Genomic DNA, 204 nt, shown 5'->3' with positions numbered 1-204 from the left:
TAGATCACTTCGTTTCGGGTCTGCAGCATCTGACTTATCGCCCTATTAAGACTCGCTTTCGCTACGGCTTCACGTTCGCTTAACCTTGCCAGACACCACAACTCGCAGGCTCATTATGCAAAAGGCAGTCCATCACCCTGTATTGCTACATAGGGCTCTGAATGATTGTAAGCAAATGGCTTCAGGTTCTATTTCACTCTGATC

General features: G+C 47.1%; 1 rRNA gene. It reads right to left on the bottom strand.

The features are described from left to right. Positions 1–204, bottom strand: a 23S ribosomal RNA gene (locus tag KJQ99_RS10500); the annotation flags it as partial.

Source organism: Campylobacter sp. 2018MI13 (assembly GCF_018501135.1).
Taxonomy (GTDB): domain Bacteria; phylum Campylobacterota; class Campylobacteria; order Campylobacterales; family Campylobacteraceae; genus Campylobacter_E.
The sequence above is the reverse complement of the archived record's forward strand: the minus strand, read 5'-3'. Positions and strand labels throughout refer to the sequence as shown.